This window comes from Nocardia sp. CY15, from assembly GCF_009829295.1.
GTDB lineage: Bacteria > Actinomycetota > Actinomycetes > Mycobacteriales > Mycobacteriaceae > Nocardia > Nocardia sputi.
Genome location: NZ_VUOT01000049.1, coordinates 1 through 16,527 on the forward strand (window position 1 = coordinate 1; position 16,527 = coordinate 16,527).

Genomic DNA, 16,527 nt, shown 5'->3' on the forward strand with positions numbered 1-16,527 from the left:
TGCTGGCATTCCACAACCTTCCCGAAACAGTCTTCGAGCTGCCGGGACTCCGGATCGAAGACATCAATATTCCAGACGTGACGTCGAAGTTCGATCTCGAATGGATCTTCACCGAAATATCCCAGGGTACTGGAGCGGCGACTCAGCTGAATTGTTCGCTGGTCTTCGCCACAGACCTGTTCGACACCACGACGGTGGTGGCGTTTCGGGACAGATTCCTGCGCGTACTCACCGCCGCAGTGACCCGTACCCGAGTACGAATCGGCGAAATCGACCTGCTCTCCGCGGAAGAACGAACCGCGGTACTGATCGACCGGAACACCACTACGGTTTCGGTACCCAGGGATTCCGGCACGACCCTCTGCTCCCCGTTCCAGGCGCAGGTGGCGCGGACCCCCGATCGCGTCGCAGTGACCTTCGGGGACACGTCGGTGACGTACGCGGAGTTCTCTGGGCGGGTGAACCGGTTGGCCCGCTGGTTGATCGGGCACGGGGTCGGTCCGGAGTCGCTGGTCGCCATCGTGCTGCCGCGCAGCGTGCGATTCGTGGAGTGCGCCTACGCGACGGTGCTGGCAGGCGGCGGGTATGTGCCGATCGATCCGAACGCCCCTGCGCAACGCAGGGCGCTGCTGCTCGAACAAGTGTCCCCGGTCATCGTCCTCGATACGGAGGCGCTGGCGGGCATCGACCTGACCGGCCTGAGCGCCGCGCCGATCACCGATCGCGATCGACGGGCGGAGCTACGGCAGGCGAATCCCGTCTACGTCATCTTCACCTCCGGTTCCACCGGGAGCCCCAAACCCGTCGTCGTAACCCACGGCGCGATCGTCAACGAGCTGCTGTGGATGCAGTCGCACTACGCGCTGACCTCCGACGACGTGGTGCTGCACAAGACTCCGCCCACCTTCGACGTCTCGGTACTGGAGTTGTTCTGGCCGTTGCAGATCGGAGCACGGATCGTGGTGGCGGCCCCAGATGGCCACCACGATCCCGGCTACCTCATCGACACGATCACCCGGTACGAAGTGACCGTTGCGCATTTCGTGCCATCGATACTCGAGGTTTTCCTCGCCGAGCCCGAGGTCCGGAAATGCTCAACCTTGGCGACGGTGTTCTCGTCGGGAGAAGCACTGCCGGTGGCGACCGCGCGACGGTCGCGGGAGCGGCTCGGCGCCCGGCTGCACAACCTGTATGGCCCCACCGAAACCACAGTGGAAGTAACCTCTTTCGAGGTAACCGGCCACGAGTCCGACACTGTCCCGATCGGTGTCCCGATATGGAACACGACGACCTTCGTACTCGACGCCGCGCTGCAGCCGGTGCCCGTCGGCGTGGCAGGCGAGTTGTACATCGGCGGTGCGCAGTTGGCGCGCGGATACGCCGGCCGCCCTGGCCTGACCAGCGTCGCATTCGTCGCGAACCCGTTCGGAACAGGTGAGCGACTGTATCGCACCGGAGACCTCGTCCGGTGGACACGAATGGGCTTGGAATTCTTAGGGCGCAGCGATTTTCAAGTCAAACTACGCGGACAGCGGGTCGAGCTCGGCGAGATCGAGTCGGCCCTGACTCGATATCCAGGGGTGTGCCGGGCCGCCGTGACGATGAGCAACGATCCGCGCCTGGGTGATCAGCTGGTGGGTTATGTGACCGGAGTGGGCCTCGACGCGACCGCCCTGATCGAGTCGGTGCGTGACGTGTTGCCTGGCTACCTGGTACCCGCGGCAGTGCTGGTGCTCGATGAGCTCCCCATCAATGCCTCGGGAAAGATCGACCGTACCGCACTGCCCGCCCCGGTGTTCCAGCCACGGCGGTATCGCGCGCCGGGAACGCCGACCGAGGTCGTGATTGCCACGGTGTTCGCGGAAGTGCTCGGCGTGCCGGCTGTCGGCTCGGACGACGAGTTCTTCGCGCTGGGCGGCAACTCGCTCGGTGCCACCCAGCTCGTGCGGCGGCTGGCGGACGAGCTCGCGATTCGGTTGCCCGTGCAGGACGTGTTCACGCATTCCTCGGTGTCGGCCCTGGCGGCACGAATCGACCTGCGGCGCACAATGAACCAGCAGTCGGCCGAACAGGCGAGTTCGTCCGGCGTGGTTCGGCTACACCGTGCGGGTGGCGAGCGGCCACCGCTGTACTGCGTGCACGGAATACTCGGCGGAGTTTCCGAGTACACCGCGCTCGCCCTACGGCTGTCGGATACGGAGGCCGTGTACGGGCTCACGGCCGCGCCGACCGTGGAGTCCCCCTCGATCGCACAGATAGCCGCCGAGCTGGTCGCCCGGCTCCGACGCGACCGGCCACGTGGTCCCTACCGGTTGCTCGGTTGGTCGTTCGCGGGCACGGTGGCATACGAGATGGCCGTGCAGCTCGGCGAATCCGGGGCTGAGGTGGACCAGGTCGTATTGGTCGACGCGTGGGCGCCGCAGCGGATGCTCGCGGGTGTTCCCGTCGACAAGTCAGGCCGGTTCGGGATATTTGTCCACACACTGCTGCCCGAAGCCAAGGATCGCGTCACATTGGGCGATGACTTCTGGGCGAGCGAGATCACTGACCAACTCGAACTGCTGACCGACCACGCAAGGCGGGTTGCGGCTGTTCCGCCGCACACCACCGTCGCGGAAATCCGACGTCGCCATGATCTGTTCGAGCGGCACACGAGCGCGCTGCGCGGCTACCAGCCGCAGCCGTGGGCCGGTGTTGTCACCGTCGTTCGCGCTGGGAAAACCATTGCGGACGTCGGTGATCCGACCCTCGGGTGGGCATCCGTCGGGAACCCCGATAGTCTCGTCCTCGTCGATGTACCGGGCAGCCACCACACCGTCCTGCTGCCGCCGGACGTGGATCGGCTGGCGGCCGCGCTCCGCGCCGGAGAACCGGAAGCGGGAAAGATTCCATGACCTCGTTGCGGTATTTTTCGGTTCTCGTCATGGTGCTCACTCTCCTGTCCGGGGTCACCCACGGGGTCGGCGGCGCGGACCGTGGCGGGGGTTCGGTGGTCATCCGGCGCACCGCGTACGGCATCCCGCATGTCCTCGCCGACGACTTTCCCGGCCTCGGATTCGGCCTCGGCTACGCACTCGCGGAGGACAGCATGTGCTCGCTCGCGGATATCGTGCTGACGGTCGGCGGCGAGCGCTCGCGGTATTTCGGTGCCGATGCCAATGCCGGGGATCCGATCGACCGGCAGCTCACCAACATCGACAGCGATGTCTTCCACCGCTTCCTCGATGAGAACGGCAACGTGGAGCGAGCCTTCGACCAACCGCCACCACTCGGACCCACCGCCGAAATCGATGACCTCATCGCCGGCTACGTGGCCGGGGTGAACCGGTATCTCGCCGACGTGGGCGTGGACGGACTACCGGACCCGGATTGCCGTGGCAAACCGTGGGTGCGTCCGATCACTCGGCTCGATGTTCAGCGGATGATCTACGCCATCACCGTGTTCAGCGGGATCGGCCGGGTCAAGTCACGGGTCGCGGCGGCGACGCCCGCACCGCCTCGAGCCACCGCAATCGATGCGATATTCGCCGAGATGGCGGGCGGCGACACCGTGCGTCTGGGCAGCAACGGGATCGCCGTCGGACGGGACGGTACGCCGCAGCGCGGCGGCTTCCTGCTGGCCAACCCACATTTCCCCTGGCGGGGGTCACTGCGCTTCTATCAGGCCCAGTTGACCATTCCCGGTGTCCTCAACGTGTCCGGCGCGACGTTGCCCGGCGTGCCGCTGGTCATAATCGGGCACACGGCACACCTGGCCTGGACCCACACGGTGTCGACCGCCCGGCGATACAGCATGTACGTATTGCGACTGGTCCCCGGCGATCCGATGAGCTATCTCGTGGACGGCAGACCAGAGCGAATGACCGAGCGCAGCATTGCCGTGCCGGTGCTCGGCGGCGGCACAGCGAACCGGACCGTCTACAACTCCCGCTATGGGCCGGTGCTTGCGGGCGCATGGACCGAGTCGACCGCACTGTCGCTGCGCGACGTCAACGTCGACAACGGGAGGTCCGCCAATGTGTGGCTGGCGATGAATCAGGCCGACAGCGTCGCCGAGCTGCGCCAGGCGCAAAACCGTTACCAAGGCGTAGCTTTCGCCAACACGCTCGCTGTCGACGACACCGGTGCCGCCTATTACGCCGACGCCTCGGTTGTTCCGCACGTCACCGACGCACAGGCATTGCTGTGCGGCCGGGGTCCGGGGCTTCCCCCGAGCGCGGCGCTGCTCGACGGCTCACTGTCGTTGTGCGCCTGGGGCAGCGACCCCGACGCCGTAACGCCCGGAATCTTCGGTCCGCACGCGTACCCGTCCCTCACACGCTCCGATTTCGTAACCAACAGTAACGACTCCGCCTGGCTCACCAACCCCGCCGCGCCGATCGTGGGCACGCCACAGATCTTCGGACCAGTCGCGACACCACGGAGCCTGCGCACCCGCGTCGGCCTGGACATCATCGATCGACGCCTACGCGGCGTAGACGGACTCGGGCCAGCGGGGTTCACCATATCGACTGCACTCGAGGCGTTTTCGGCCGACCGGAACCACAGCGCTGAATTGGCGAGGGACAAAGTCGTTTCGATGTGCCGCGAGCAGACGACCATCCAGGCGACCGATGGACGATACGTCGACGTTACCGAGGCGTGTGAGGCTCTGGCACAGTGGGATTCGCGAGCCGAGCCGCACAGTGCGGGAGCCGTACTGTGGCGTGAGCTCTGGCTCGCCGCAGAGCGCGTCCCCAACGTGTGGGCGGTACCGTTCGATCCGACCCACCCACTGACCACTCCCAACACCGTGAACACCGCGGTTCCCGAAGTCCGCCGCGCCCTGGCGGACGCCGTGGCCCGCTTGGCCGACGCCGGCATACCGCCGAACGCCTCCCTCTCCTCCTTCCAGCGCTCGATCGGCACCGACGTGGCGGTGCCCGGCTGTACCCACCAGGAAGGCTGCTACCACGTGATCGGCGGGGGACCACCGGGACTCCGCGACGACGGAACCTTCGCTCCCGTGGACTTCGGTTCGAGCTTCATCATGGCAGTCGAACTGTCCCCTACAAGAACCTCGGCACGCACCTTGCTCACGTACTCCCAATCACCGGATGCAAACTCCCCGCACAGCAGCGACCAGACAAAACTGTTCGCAACCAATGACTGGGTCGTCGAACGCTTTACCGAATCCGAGATCCACTCCGACCCTGCCCTGCGAACTCGCGCACTGCATGGCTGAGTGGAACGCGGTCTTCGGGAGCGGTGATCGTCCGGCTGAGGTTCACCCCGAATGGTGGACAGGGTTTCAAGCAGCCTTGGCTGCGTCTGTCAGGGATTGCTCGTAGCATATGGGGCCGAGCATCCCGAGGGCGGAGTGCCGCCGATCATGGTTGTATCTGTCGATCCAATTGTCAACCGAGGCAACGAGTTCCACTTTGGTGGCGTAGACATGATGACGTGACCCCTCTGGTTCGGTCCGTAGTAGTTTGTGAGAGTCTGAGTGCCCAGGATTTGGGTGGGAAGGCTCGACGACGATCATGGCGACGCGTAAACGACATACCCCTGAGCAGGTGGTTCGGAAGCTGACCGAGGCCGATCGACTGTTGGCCGAGGGCAAGGACGTGGCCGAGGTGTGCCGGGTCCTGCAGGTCACCGAGGCCACCTATTACCGGTGGCGTAATCAGTTCGGCGGGTTGAAGGCCGATGACGTGAAGAAACTCAAAGAGCTCGAGCGCGAGAACACCGTGCTCAAACGGCTGCTGGCCGAGGCCGAGCTGGAGAAAGCGGCGTTGAAGGAGATCGCGAAGGGAAACTTCTAGACCCGGAACGCCGGCGCGCGGCGGTCGCTCACCTGCAACGATTGTTCGGAATGAGCGAACGCTTCGCGTGCCGGGTGACCGGGCAGCACCGAAGCACTCAACGCCGTCTACCGGCCGATCAGACCGCAGGTGATCCGGATTCCGGGTTGCGGGGAATGGTTACGCGAGTGGACGAAAACCCATCCACGGCAAGGATTCCGCCGCGCCTACCATGACGCCCGCGCCGAGGGCTGGCAAGTCAACCACAAGAAGATCCAGCGTCTGTGGCGAGCCGAAGGGTTGCGGGTGCCACTGCGGCGGCGCCGCAAACGCACCGGTGCCTCCACCATCACGTCGGTGACGGCGGAGGCACCGAACCGAGTGTGGGCGCTGGATTTCCAGTTCGCAGCCGAGCACACACCTGCCGGCGCATGGACAGCGGAAAGGATTTCGGCATCGTGACCTCCTACGGGTCAGTCTGCCTCAACTCTCGAAACCGCGGCCTCCTGAGCGGGGGCCAGATCAGGTGGACCTGCAATCGGGGCCCAGTCACAGGTAACGTTCGACGTCGAGTGCCCAATCGAGATTGCCGCGGACCACATGTCGCAGGCCCGGGAGATAGCGGCGGGTGTCGGTGCTCACACCACAGAGGTTCCGGCGGGCAGGTCGTAGCCGCCCAGTCGAGTATCGGTGGTGACTGTTCTGGTGAACAGCCAGCCGGGTGCATAGAGCCGCAGTGCTTCGCCGGCAGAACCTGTGCTGCCCGAGATGCCGATCAGGAGTCGGAGGGGATGGCGGCGAGGAGGGTGCCGCCGGCGAAGCGGCGGTAGCGGGCCGTGCCGCCGCGGAACTCGTTGAACGAGATGAAGGTGGGGTAGTGCGCGGTGCGAAGGTCGGCGAGGACGGCACCATCGGGGAGAGCGGCTGCGGCGGTCGCCAATACCGTGTCGGGGGAATGGCGGGCCGTCGGTGCTGGCATGGCGGCCGCTATCGGTGAGTCGCGGGGCGCGAGGATTTCGCCCTGGCCGGACCACCAGTCCTGGAACACCGATTCGAAGTCGAGGTCGTCCAGTTCGTCGTCGTCCAGACCCGGATCCATACCCTCGACCCGCTCGCCGGCGGCAACCCGCAAGGCCAGGTCGAGCCCGTCGGCGACGGAGGTGAACCAGTCGGCGACCGACGGCGCGACCAGGGTGGTGGAGTTGTCCTCCCAGTGGTAGAAGACCCGACCCCAGACGCCGGTCTCGGGATCGATGTCGGCGTAGTAATTCTCCGCGGCGGCGTTGCGGTGCAGCGCTCACCAGGTCCCTGGTGCGCCGGCGCGGCAGAACCTGGGCTCGAAGTTCTCCGGATGTCCGAAGGTGATCGGATCGTAGTCGTCGAACCAGATTTCGCCGATCTCGCGTGCCAGGAGCCGGATGTCGGCGGGCACCGGCACCGCCCAGGTGTCGATGACGTCGTCCGGGATGCCAGGGCCCAGTCGGACCTCGCCTTCCGAGGCCGCCGCCGCGGCTCGCAGCCGGGCGATCGCGTCCTCGGCCCGCGCGAATGCCGCTGTCGGTTCGTTCATGAGTCGGTACCTCCTGGGAAAGCTGTGTGGCAACTCTAATGCTGATATTTGCCACGGCGGCCGGATAGCTTCCCACTAATAACTGATGGCTGTCGAGCAGGTGAGCTTCATCGATGGCCACTATGGGCAGCCTGCCCCGCTCCGCCGCTTCAGCGGCCAGCGTCTCGGCGGCCTCGGGTGCCGGGACCGCGGTGTGATAGGCGGGCCGGTGCCCGAGAGAGGCGACGATGCGGTGGAGCATGCCGCGGACCCCGATCGAGGGATTCGGCAGATAGATCACGATCGGGATGGCGGCCGGCCCGGTCCTGCGACAACTCGCTCTGGGAGGCTTGGGAATCCGGATTGCCACAGTGATTCATGCCTGGCGAACCAGCCTTATCCAGTTTCAGCGGCACTCGTCCGGGACAATGGATTGTTGCTATCAAGTAGGTACTGCGTCACACCGGGGCCAAATCAAGTTGACATAGCCAGCCCTGCCGGGCTGGCAGCGCACCTCGACGCCGGCGCCGACCATGTGCCTGTGCAAGTGCTCACCGAACCTGGAAACCTCGTCGCGGCCCTCGCCGAATTGGCCGGACCGCTCGGCCTGAGGTAGGTGAACGCTAGAAACAGCAATGTCCGACCCTTGGTCAAGGCGGTCCAGTGGCGAACAGTGCGCGCGGTTCGAGGTCCAGGCGGGTCACCGGCACCGCTTCGGGCGGGGTGAGGTTGAGGACCTAATCGCCGAACCGGCGGATCGTGCGGGTGATGTAGGGCGTGATGGTGGCCAGATCATCCGGGTCGACCGGGTGCCCCTCGGCGGCCAGGGCGTTCGCGGCGTCGGTGATGTCCAGGGCGGTGGAGTAGATGGCGCAGTTGGCGACCAGTTCGTTGAACTTCACCACCCGTTCCTGGTGGTCCGGATCGTTGTGGCCGATCAGGCGGCCACCGAACATCAGCCACTCGGCGAACCCGTGGAACGACTCGGCCCGGTTCGTGATCGCCGTGATCTGCTCGCGCAGCTCGGGTTCGGACAGAAACCGCAGCAGCGTGATGGTCCTGACCACCCGGCCGAGTTCCCGGAACGCTTTGTACAAGCGGTTTTTCCGCGAATGATTACCGAGGCGTCGTAGCAGCGTAACCGACGACAGCCGTCCTTCCCGGATGGAGATGCCGGTGCGCAGCAAGTCGGGGTTCCGGTAGTAATCGGACGAAAAACAACGACAATGGCTTGACCAGCAGATAGCGCGCTCCTTGTTTGTCCTGCGGGGCGTCGTGATTGGTGCTTGGCTTGGCTGCCGATGAGGTTGGTCGGCGTGCTGGAGGCTGGGTTTCGTGGCGATGCAGGTGTTCGCGGTCGAGGAGTTGGCGCGGCTGCGGGAGTTCCCGGATATCAGCCGCGAGGAGTTGTTCCGGCACTTCACGCTCACCCCGGCTGACATCGCCTTTCTGACGCCGGGTCGCGGGCGTGGCCCCGCGGAGCGGCTGGGTTTGTCGGTGGCGTTGTGTGCGCTGCCGTGGTTGGGGTTCGTGCCGGACAAGGTGGCTGCCGCGCCTGCAGTGGCGGTGGCGCGGTTGGCGGATCAGCTGGATGTCGATGTGTCGCTGATCCGTTCGTATGGCAAGCGGGCGCAGACGCGCACCGAGCATCTGCGAGTGGTGGCCCAGTATCTGGGCTGGCGGTCGGCCGGTGCGCTGGAGTTCAAGGAGTTGGACGAGTTCTTGCTGGCGCGGGCGATGGAACATGATTCGCCGACACTGCTGTTCCGTTTGGGGTGTGAGTATCTGCTCTCGGCGCGGGTGATCCGCCCCAGCCCCGACACCGTTGTGCGCCGCGTTGTGCACGCGCGTGAGCAGGCGCAGCGGGAGACCTACGATCGGCTCGCGCATGAGCTGACTCCGCAGCGGTGCGCTGAGTTGGACGGCTTGCTGGTCACCGATGCCTCGATCCGGATGTCACGGTTGCGGTGGCTGTCCACCGGGCCGGTGGAGGCGTCGGCGGCTGCGGTGCTGTTCGATCAGGCACTGTCGGGGAAGTTCAGTGCCGCGGAGAACCGGATGCGCGAGGAGCTGGCCGAGCGCGGCAAGAGCGGGGAGGACCGGCAGGCGCTACTGGATGACCTCCTATCCATCCTCATCGACCCGCACATCCCCGACGAGGATGTCGGCGGGTTGATCCGAGGTGAGGGCATCGGGTTGGAGCGGCTGCGGGCCGCGAAAGCGCAGGCCAAGCCGCGGCTACCGCGTGATCACGGGCATCTGGTGGCTCTCGATTCGTCGTATTCGTATCTGCGGAAGTTCACTCCGGCGGTGTTGTCGGCGGTCCGGTCCGCCGGCGGCACGGCGGCGACGGAGCTGCTGATCGCGGTGGACTTGCTGCGCGAGCTGAAGGCAACCGGGCGCCGCAAGGTGTTCGACGATGCACCCACGGGGTTCGTGCCGGCCAAGTGGCGCGGCTATCTCGACGAAGCCCGCAAGACCGGCAATACCGTCGCCTACCGGCACTATTGGGAACTGTGCGTGCTGCTCGGGTTGCGGGACGGGCTGCGCACCGGGGATGTGTTCGTGCCGGGGTCGCGCCACTACGCCGATCCTGCCGCCTACCTGCTCACGTCCGAGCAGTGGGAGCCGCAGCGCGGCGAATTCTGCCGCCTGGTCGACAAGCGAACCGACCCGGTTGCCGCGTTGGTCGCGTTGACCGACGAGTGGGGTGCGGCGGTCGCCGAGCTGGAGCAGATGCTCGCGTCCGGTGACGGGCCGGTGCGGCTGGACGAGGTCGGTGATCTGGTGATCTCACCTTTGACCGCCGAGGACATCCCGACCGAGGCCATCGAGTTGAAGGCCGAGCTCACGGAAATGCTGCCGTTCGCGCCGATCGTGTCGCTGCTGATCGAGCTGGACAAACGCACCGGCTACTTGGATTGCTTCACTCATTCGGGCGGTAAGCAGGCCCGCAGCCCGGAGTTGAAGCGCAATCTGATCGCGGTGCTGCTGGCGTATTCCACGAACCTCGGTCTGACCAATATGGCTGCGGCGTCGGGGATCTCCTACGACATCCTGGCGTGGACCGCGGAGTGGTATGTGCGGGAGGAGACGCTGCGTGCGGCGAATCTGGCGATCATCGGCTACCACCAGAGACTTCCGCTGACCACGGTGTTCGGGACCGGCACCCTGTCGTCCTCGGACGGGCAGCGGTTCCCCACGCGCGGCAAGTCCACCACCGCCCGCGCGGTGAATCACTTCTTCGCCGAGGAGGGCCTGTCGACCTACACTCACGTGACCGACCAGCACACCACTTACGGCACCAAGGTGATCGTCACCACCCGCCGCGAAGCCCATTACGTGCTGGACGAAATCCTCTGCAATGCAACGGATCTGCCGATCACCGAGCACGCGACCGATACCCACGAGGTCACCCTGGTGAACTTCGCGCTGTTCGATTTGCTCGGGATGCAGCTGTCCCCGCGCATCCGGGACCTGGGCAAGATCACCCCGTACCGGCCGGTGCCGCGCGCCGAGGCCGACGCGCGGTTCCCGCACGTCGGACCGCTGTTGACCCGCAAGCTAAATCTGGACCTGATCGCCGAACACTACGACGACCTACCCCGGCTGGCCGGATCACTGAAGTTCGGGCACGCCACCGCGTCGCTGCTGGTCGGCAAGCTGTCGGCGTCGGGCCGCCAGAACGCTCCGGCCGCGGCATTGAAGGAGTACGGAGCTATGCGCCGCACCATCTACGCCTGCCGATATCTGACCGATCCCGACTACCGGCGCAGGATCTCGCGCCAGCTCAACAAGGGCGAATCCATCCACGCCCTCAAACGCGGCCTCATCTACGCCCACGAAGGAGCTTTCCGCGCCCGCCACCTGGAAGCCCAGACGGAGCAGGCCTGGTACCTGACCCTGGCCACCAACGCGGTTATCGCCTGGACCACGGAGTATAACGGGCTCGCGGTCGAGCAGATGCGCCGCCAGGGGCGTCGTATAGACACAGATGTGCTGGCCCATATCTCCCCGGCCCACTCGGAGAACATCCACTTCTTCGGCGCGATCGAGGTCGATGTCGATGCAGAACTTGCCCAGCTCGGTCCCACCGGGTACAGGCCGCTACGGGTCCGCGACACCCTCTTCTGACCGGGGCGTCGGGGCGCGCTCCTTCGATGACGGACCAGCCTTCGATGACGTGATCGGTCCGCGCGAACGGGTCCGGCCAGTGGCAGGTTCGCCGTGATACCCAGCACGAATGACAAGACCGTCGGTCTGCTCTGGCGAGTTACCAGAGCCCCGAGGATCTGCCGGACTCTTGAACACGCGCGTACTTCGACTGCCCGGAACCCCCTTCGCGTTGAATATCGGGCACGTCCGGCCCATAGCCACGGTGGGCGTTGCAGAGAACTCGCAAGACCCCTATCGGTTCCCATTGCTGGGAGGTCGTGAATTTGGCCATGCCTTTTAGGCTGCGGCGAAGGCATGCGATGTGCGACGTACACGATTCAGCGAGCGGCGTCTCTCATTGCCCGTGACCGCGTGTCCGAGCCAATTATGGTCGTGTCCGGTAGGCGAAATCGGAGGGTGTGTGGCCGAACCTCATGACCGGCTGGATGAGGACTCGTGGGCGGTTCCGGCGAAATGGTGGCCCAGGGCAGCGCCTTTTCGGGGGCTGGGCCCGGCACGACAGTTGACGTTTCGGCCGCGAACGCCTGTTACGCCCACCGAGCTCGCCCCGTATCGCCAGGTGATCGAGGGTGCTCTGGCGTTCCCGCCCCGCGGTGGTGTGTATTGGCTTTCCGAGGCAGGGGCCGGGTTTCTCGATTCACGCGTATCCGCGAAAGGCGCAGCAGTTGTATGCGCTCTCGTGCACTCGGAGCCGCGCAGTCTAGCTGACACGTGGGTGGCTGAGTACGGGCTCGAATTCGCGGCGGAAGCAGCTGTGTGGATGTCCGGGGTGGGAATGTCGAGTTCGGTCGTATCGGGATCCCGGGGCGGTACGTGGAATCCTATCCATCTGACCGCGCCCGAGCCGAACGAACCAGGACCATTGCGTGCCTACAACGTGCTGCGGCGGGTCCGGGCGCACCTGGCGACTGCATCCGAAGAGCGTTACCGGACCACCGTCCAACGCCTCGGTACGCTGCGCGGCGTTGCCGGCGGTCGAGGGGCTTCCGGTCATATCGGTGACCTGTGGGTCCGGGTCGCCACGTCGTACCTGCTTCCGACCGAACAGGGTTGGATCGATGCAGATCTCGAGGCGATGCCGATCGACAAGTCGCGCAGCGCACCGCCCGAGCGGCACCTGCGCTGGTACAGCAACGATTTCGGGGCTTGGTCGGTTCCGTCTGATTCCTCGGATTCGCTTGCCCTTCTAGCCGCTTGCGCCACCACCTCTGAGCAACTCACTCGCATCACCGAAGTGGTCGAGCCAGCACGCCTTTTTCGTCATGTGTACAACATCGCGACCCAGGTAGGTCCCGCCGCCGCCGACGTCATCGCGGCGATGCTGGATGCCAGGCTTCATGCAACCTACGGTTGGGGTGCTGACCGAGACTCCACGGGCGAGCTCGCCGACATGCTGTCCCGGTTTCCGACCGATGTCGCGATGGGGCTGCTCCAGGCTCGCGCCGACAACGGGTTGGTGTTCGGTGCGCTGTCCCGATCCGCGGTCCGGTTCCCGCGCCGTGCGAGGAGGCTGTTGTCAGCCGATCCCACCCGGAGGGCGTCGGCCCATATTGTTCGGGCGCTCAAACGTCGAGAACAGCAGTTCATCAGCGATGCGTCGGCTCACCAGTGTGGTCAATCCGTACATCTACGCAACGCCGAACCGCACGAACTGCCGGATGTCTTGGCGTCGCCGCCTTGGCGTCGCGCACCTTCGCGGGCACAGCACCTTTCCCTCGAAAAACGCCCCGACCGCCCGCTGCGGCTCGACTGGCGGCCAGGTGAACGGGAGCGGTGGGCTGCGAGGCCAGTAACACGGGGGTGGTGGTATGAACACGACATGCTCGAGGTGGTCAGCAGGGCCCGGAGCATCGAGGATTACCGTCGCTCAGTGCAGGACGTCGACCAGGAGCCCTTCGTCCTCGCACTGATATCCGACGACATCGCGCATCCGATCCTGCGAGAGTTCAAAGTCCCGCGGGCAGTCCACTCGCAGGCGATTTTCCAACGCATTCTGGGAAGGTTCGGTGCCGATGCCCTTGATGCGGTCGTTGCGACGATGGCGCAACATCCGTTGCGGATGGCTCAGGTCATGGAGCCAGTCGACGGCAGTCGTGTCGCCGTGCTGATGATGCGCTGCCTCGGGTTCCGCCGGACCAATCGTACCGCGGTCGCTTGGTGGCAGCGGCATGCCGACACGGCCGTCGAAGACCTGATTCCGATTGCGCTGAGTCGGTACGGCAGCGATCGCATGCTTGCCCAGCACGCGCTACACACTATTGCCCAAATGGGTCACCGCAGCGCAATCGACAGCGCCGCAGCATATTACGGCGAGCAGAGCCGCACAGCCATCTCCGCGAGGGTGGGCGACGATGCGATACAGTCTGCGCTACCGCATCGGATTCCTCGACTGCCGACGTGGCTCGTCCCTGCCCTGCTTCCTGCCATCTTGCTACCAAACGGCAGCGCAGCGCTGCCGGAATCCGCAGTGGAAGACTTCTGCACGATGCTGGCGATGTGCCGCCCCGAATGGCAATACGCCGGAGTTCGGGTTGTCGCGGAAACGGTGGATCCGACGGCGCTTGCGGAGTTCGCATGGGGCCTATACGAGGCTTGGATGTTGGCCGGTTGCCCCCACCGCGACAACTGGGTGTTGCATGCGCAAGGCCTTGTCGGGAATGCAGACACGGCGCGGCGACTATGTCAGCAGATCCTCGAGGGCGGGTGGCGGATCGGAGAGTCTTCCCGCGCTGCACTCGACGCGATCACAGCTATCGGTGGTGATGAGGCGGTCACCTGTCTGCGTGCCATCGCCTCGAGCTCATCCAGTGGTTTGGCTCGCAAGGCAGGACACCGGATCCGTGAGCTGACGGAACCAGACAGCGTGCGTTGAAAAGCAGCGCGCATCGACGATGCAGGTAAGAATCGTGTCATCTGGTACATGAAGCGTCGCTGTCCGCTTGATCCCACGTTTTGGAGTGCCGGACGCGAGCCTGCCAGTCGGCGCCATCGAAACCGCCTGGTCAGGCGCGAATTTTTTCCGGCCAACGCCGGATTCCGGCCGGTTGGACCCCACATGCCGGCTCTACCCCAGATGCACACGAGTGCGAGACATCTGAACGCCCATCGGTAACCGTGCCTAGGTGATCGCATGACCGTAGATAGGTATATGCCCGATGTCGGCCCGGTACCGATTCGATGAGGATGGTTGTCGCGCAGCGAGCAGAACACCTCCCCGCCAACGCACCGGAGCCGCTCATGTCCATCCGCACCACCATCCCCACCGTGGCCCAACGGCGTGTCACGGTCTCGACCCGAGACGGCGTCGCTCTCGCGGTTCGGGAGTACGGTCCGCGCGATGCCGACCTCACCGTCGTCCTCCTGCACGGCCATTGCCTGCGCAGTGAGTCCTGGACCTACGTCCGCGACGCGCTGCTGCGCCGATACCCCGACGCCCGGGTGGTCTGCTATGACCATCGCGGACACGGCGACTCCGCCGCAGCGTCCCGCAAGACCTACAACCTCGCCCAGCTCGGCCGCGACCTGCAGGACGTTCTCGACGCGGTCGCCCCCACCGGACCGGTCGTCCTCGTCGGCCACTCGATGGGCGGCATGACCGTGCTGACCTACGCCGCACGGTACCCGCACGAGATCGGCACTCGTATCGTGGGCGTCGCGCTCCTGGCGACCGCCGCGAGCGGGCTCGCCGACGCGGGCCTCGGCCGGCTCCTGCGTAACCCGGTCGTCTCCGCGTTCCAGGCGGCCGTCCGCCGCGCCCCGGGCCTGATGCACCACGCGAAACCTGTAGCCTGCACACTCTTCGCCCCCGTCATCCGTGCCGCCGAGTTCGGCGATCGCAAGGTCAGCCCGCGGGTGCTGGCGCTGGCCCACGCGATGCGCAACGAGACGCCGATCGTCACGATGGCGAGTTTCCTGAGCGAATTCACGGTCTACGACCGGACCGACGCGCTCGCGGTCCTCTCGCGGATCCCCACGCTGGTGCTGTGCGGCTGCAGCGACCTGATGACGCCGCCGTCGCACTCGGTCGCGATGGCCGCGGCCGTCGAGTACGCCGACCTCGTGATGGTCGAGGGCGCCGGGCACTCGGTGATTCTCGAGCAGCCCGACCAGGTCGCCGACGCCATCAACCGCCTCATGACCCGAACAGGCGATCCCGACCAGGCCGCGGCCGCTCACCTCACCCTCGTCGCCTAATGGGAATTGATCGGCGAGCCTACGACTGGGGCGGGACTGGTAAGGACCCGTACTGGCGACTCCTGAAATTATCTGCGGTAGCGCTCGCGGTGCCGCTCGGATTGATAGCCAAACCGCTTAGCGCCACTTTTCGCGAATCTGGTCCCCGCACCCCGGATAGTGCGCGTTCGAACAGCAGTTCCTCCTTGTGCCGGATCGCCGGGCTCCGCAGCGGGGCGGTGTCGATCGGTCCGCGGCGGCCGCGTACCAGCATGCTGGGCCGGGTGGGGTGTGTATGCACGACCCAGAGTCCGGCGAGGTCGGACTCGGCAAGGGTCAGAGTCCTCGGCCGGCGGGCGCCGGTAGCGATCCAGAGACCGGCACCGTAACCGGCCAGGGCGTCGAGAGGGCGACGAGGTTGGTCGGTCCGGTGGTGGCGGCGGCGAAGGCGACTTCGGGGTGGGTGGCGAGGGTGGCTCCGAGGTCGTCGAGTTTGGCGGGGTGGGACGGATAACCACAGCATGGCTTCGCAGGTGAAGCCGAGTAGGCGGGGGTCGATGTCGACGTCGAAGAAGAGCGTGCCGGTGTGTCGGAGGTGTTCGAGGCGTCGATGGATGGTGGATTCGGATCTGCCGTTCCAGCCGGTCGCGCCGCCGAAGAACATGCGGAGGAGGCAGTGCGCGGTGACGGCGACCACTCGTGGTGTGCGGGGCAGTTTGCCCCACAGCCAGCTGTCGCGGGGCTGGTGGCCGCGGGTTCGTGTAAAGCAGACGATCTCGGTGCCGCCCGAGGTGAGGCTGACCGAGGAGGTGTCTGGGCGGCGAGCGCGGTGGCGATGGGTTCGGC

At 65.7% G+C, this 16,527-nt stretch carries 9 protein-coding genes and 3 pseudogenes; 7 read left to right on the forward strand and 5 right to left on the reverse strand.

Annotated features, from left to right (window positions below):
* The coding region (locus tag GVY39_RS31335) for an amino acid adenylation domain-containing protein (RefSeq protein WP_240679487.1) at positions 1 to 2,894 on the forward strand (2,894 nt) is incomplete at its 5' end.
* A gap of 29 nt (positions 2,895 to 2,923) precedes the next feature.
* Positions 2,924 to 5,224 carry a penicillin acylase family protein gene (locus GVY39_RS31340; RefSeq protein ID WP_159930550.1) on the forward strand — a complete coding sequence of 767 codons (2,301 nt, stop codon included), beginning with the start codon at positions 2,924 to 2,926 and terminating at the stop codon, positions 5,222 to 5,224.
* A gap of 66 nt (positions 5,225 to 5,290) precedes the next feature.
* Here the strand turns inward: GVY39_RS31340 and GVY39_RS31345 are convergent, their stop codons facing one another.
* On the reverse strand, positions 5,291 to 5,524 hold the full coding sequence (locus GVY39_RS31345) for an integrase core domain-containing protein (protein WP_159930551.1): 234 nt from the start codon (positions 5,522 to 5,524) through the stop codon (positions 5,291 to 5,293).
* Here GVY39_RS31345 and GVY39_RS31350 point away from each other — a divergent pair.
* Positions 5,523 to 6,197, forward strand: a pseudogene (locus GVY39_RS31350) (transposase); the annotation flags it as partial. The gene GVY39_RS31345 and the pseudogene GVY39_RS31350 sit on opposite strands and share 2 nt — an antisense overlap.
* Positions 6,198 to 6,558: 361 nt before the next feature.
* Here the strand turns inward: GVY39_RS31350 and GVY39_RS31355 are convergent.
* From GVY39_RS31355 to GVY39_RS34850, 3 genes and pseudogenes are all read right to left on the reverse strand, one after another.
* A complete protein-coding gene (locus tag GVY39_RS31355; protein WP_159930552.1) occupies positions 6,559 to 6,882 on the reverse strand; it encodes a hypothetical protein in 324 nt (107 codons plus the stop codon).
* Between the two features lie 198 nt (positions 6,883 to 7,080).
* Positions 7,081 to 7,353, reverse strand: coding sequence for a hypothetical protein (locus GVY39_RS31360; RefSeq protein WP_159930553.1), 273 nt, complete (start codon positions 7,351 to 7,353; stop codon positions 7,081 to 7,083).
* Between the two features lie 79 nt (positions 7,354 to 7,432).
* Positions 7,433 to 7,633 (reverse strand): annotated as a pseudogene (locus GVY39_RS34850) (AAA family ATPase); the annotation flags it as partial.
* Positions 7,634 to 7,828: 195 nt separating this feature from the next.
* On the opposite strand from GVY39_RS34850, the pseudogene GVY39_RS31365 reads away from it, so the two are divergent.
* Positions 7,829 to 7,948: pseudogene (locus GVY39_RS31365) on the forward strand (LLM class F420-dependent oxidoreductase); the annotation flags it as partial.
* Between the two features lie 121 nt (positions 7,949 to 8,069).
* Here the strand turns inward: GVY39_RS31365 and GVY39_RS34855 are convergent.
* Positions 8,070 to 8,774, reverse strand: a complete 705-nt coding sequence (locus GVY39_RS34855) for a transposase (RefSeq protein ID WP_236565772.1) — start codon at positions 8,772 to 8,774, stop codon at positions 8,070 to 8,072.
* On the opposite strand from GVY39_RS34855, the gene GVY39_RS31375 reads away from it, so the two are divergent.
* The 3 genes from GVY39_RS31375 to GVY39_RS31385 all read left to right on the forward strand — a co-directional run bounded on the left by GVY39_RS31375 (position 8,668) and on the right by GVY39_RS31385 (position 15,702).
* Complete coding sequence (locus tag GVY39_RS31375) at positions 8,668 to 11,466, forward strand: Tn3 family transposase (protein WP_159930554.1); 2,799 nt, start codon at positions 8,668 to 8,670, stop codon at positions 11,464 to 11,466. The genes GVY39_RS34855 and GVY39_RS31375 overlap by 107 nt on opposite strands.
* Before the next feature lie 757 nt (positions 11,467 to 12,223).
* Positions 12,224 to 14,380: a hypothetical protein gene (locus GVY39_RS31380; RefSeq protein WP_159930555.1), complete on the forward strand. Its 2,157-nt coding sequence runs from the start codon at positions 12,224 to 12,226 to the stop codon at positions 14,378 to 14,380.
* A 365-nt stretch (positions 14,381 to 14,745) separates the two neighbouring features.
* Positions 14,746 to 15,702 (forward strand): alpha/beta fold hydrolase, encoded by a 957-nt coding sequence (locus GVY39_RS31385; RefSeq protein WP_159930556.1) that lies wholly within the window; start codon positions 14,746 to 14,748, stop codon positions 15,700 to 15,702.
* Positions 15,703 to 16,527 lie beyond the last annotated feature (825 nt).